Source organism: Mesorhizobium sp. M7A.F.Ca.MR.362.00.0.0, from assembly GCF_004023175.1.
Taxonomy (GTDB): domain Bacteria; phylum Pseudomonadota; class Alphaproteobacteria; order Rhizobiales; family Rhizobiaceae; genus Mesorhizobium.
Genome location: NZ_RZTF01000659.1, coordinates 1 through 1914 on the forward strand (window position 1 = coordinate 1; position 1914 = coordinate 1914).

Annotated in this window: 2 protein-coding genes; both read right to left on the minus strand. The window is 58.6% G+C overall.

The features are described 5' to 3' along the window. A partial coding sequence (locus EOC06_RS36510; protein WP_128310065.1) for an aminotransferase class I/II-fold pyridoxal phosphate-dependent enzyme occupies window positions 1–529 on the minus strand: 529 nt, incomplete at its 3' end. Window positions 530–594: 65 nt separating this feature from the next. Next, on the minus strand, window positions 595–1554 hold the full coding sequence (locus EOC06_RS36515; protein WP_245470397.1) for an aminotransferase class IV: 960 nt from the start codon (window positions 1552–1554) through the stop codon (window positions 595–597). Window positions 1555–1914 lie beyond the last annotated feature (360 nt).

Sequence of the window (1914 nt, forward strand, 5' to 3'; positions counted from 1 at the left end):
TGGCGATCAGCCGGAAGCGGCAGTCCCTGGCTTCCTTCAGCCGCGCCTCGAGATCGGCCATGTCGTTGTTGGCGTAGCGGAAGCGTTTGACCTTCGACAGCCGCACGCCGTCGATGATTGAGGCGTGGTTCAGCGCATCGGAAATGATCGCGTCGTCCTCACCGAGCAAGGTCTCGAACAGGCCGCCATTGGCGTCGAAGCAGGAGCCGTAAAGGATGGTGTCCTCCAGGCCGAGGAACGATGAAATTGTCGCCTCGAGCTGCTTGTGCTCCTCTTGCGTGCCGCAGATGAAGCGCACCGAGGCCATTCCGTAGCCGTAGCGATCGAGCGCCTGCTTGGCCGCCTGGCGCAGCTCGGCGCTGTCAGCGAGGCCGAGATAGTTGTTGGCGCAGAAATTCAGCACCTTCTGGCCAGCGACCTCGATCTCGGCCGACTGGGTGGAGGCGATCACCCGTTCGGATTTGTAGAGGCTGGCCGATTTCAGCCCGGCGAGTTCGTTCGAGAGATGAGAAATGAACGCGTCGGTCATCGGCAGACTCACGGCAGCACAGCCCTGCCGCACTGGGGAGGACCTCTCGGCAACACATTGCGGTACTAAGCGTAATTTATCGCGGTCGACCATACCGGATTGGCATGCTTCTCCCAATACAGGTCTGTCAGTTGGCGTGTCAGAACGCCAACCTTGCCGTCGCCTATGACGGTCTCGTCAATCTTGGACACCGGCATGATTCCGCCCGCGGTTGACGTAATGAAAACCTCATCGGAGCCCTTCAGTTCGTCGCGATCAATGTCGCCGGCGCTGACGGGTAGGCTGAGTTCGCCGCATAGATCAAATACTGTCTGGCGGGTAATGCCGGTAAGGACGCCATAGGCGGGTGTCTTCAAGCGGCCGTCCTTCACGGTGAAAAAGTTGAAGCCAGGCCCCTCGGCAATGTTGTCGTTAATGTCGACGATCAACGCGGTTTCGGCACCGCAGTCGTACGCATCGAACAGGCCCTTCACCAAATCGAGCCAGTGATAATTCTTGATGGTTGGATCGATCGACTTGGGAGGGATCCGGACGGTGTTGCTGATGGCGACATGCAGGCCGCGCTCAAGCTGCTCCTTGTTGGCAACCGACCCGAAGGGCACCGAGAATGCGATGAACCTGTTTTCCGACTGGCGCGGGTCACGGCTAAAGTTTGGCGAGCCGCCTCGCGTGCAGATCATTTCGACATAGGCCGACTTGTGCCCGGACAGCGCCACACAGGTCGATAGGATCTTTTCGATCTCGCTGCGGCTGTAGGGAACCTTCATACGGAGCTTTTCCATCCCGCGGAAGAACCGGTCCATGTGCAGATCCAACCTGAAGAACCTCCCCTCCCAAACATGAACGGTATCGTAGGTAGCATCGGAATGCAGAAAGCCCCAGTCCAGAACGGACACCTTGGCCTCGGACATTGGAAGGTACTGACCATCCATGAAGGCCACGCCGTGAGGATATTGCCTTTGATCCCGGTGCCGGTGTTCTATGGTTGGGAGAGCCGTTGCAGGCTCGGCTGCAGCAAGCGTCATTTCTGAGTCCTCCAAATCTTGCAACGCAGGCGCTACGAGCCGGTTACAATTTGCCGACGAGGGACCGCCCAGCGGCCCCTCGTCTCAGCAATTCAAATGTTGGCGCACCTCGGATCGCCCAGCACGCTGCGCGTGCCAGATGTCGTCAGCGCGATCGGTTACCGCTTGAGCGGGGCCATAAGCCCCTTTTGTGGCCGCCGGTCACCCGGTGTTCCAAATAAATCGCAGACTTCGATGCTGTGATTGCGATCAAAGTGGTGCCCCGGCCGAAATGCACGCTTCAAAAACTGGATGGGAGTGGCGGAGGATCTGTTGCAACCTTTTGATTACCAGCGCTGTGGCAAGGAGCCTTCGATCATT

What these genes read in the sequence shown, in the direction of transcription:
- EOC06_RS36515 (WP_245470397.1), bottom strand. Translation starts at nt 1,554, where the DNA reads ATGACGCTTGCTGCAGCCGAGCCTGCAACGGCTCTCCCAACCATAGAA.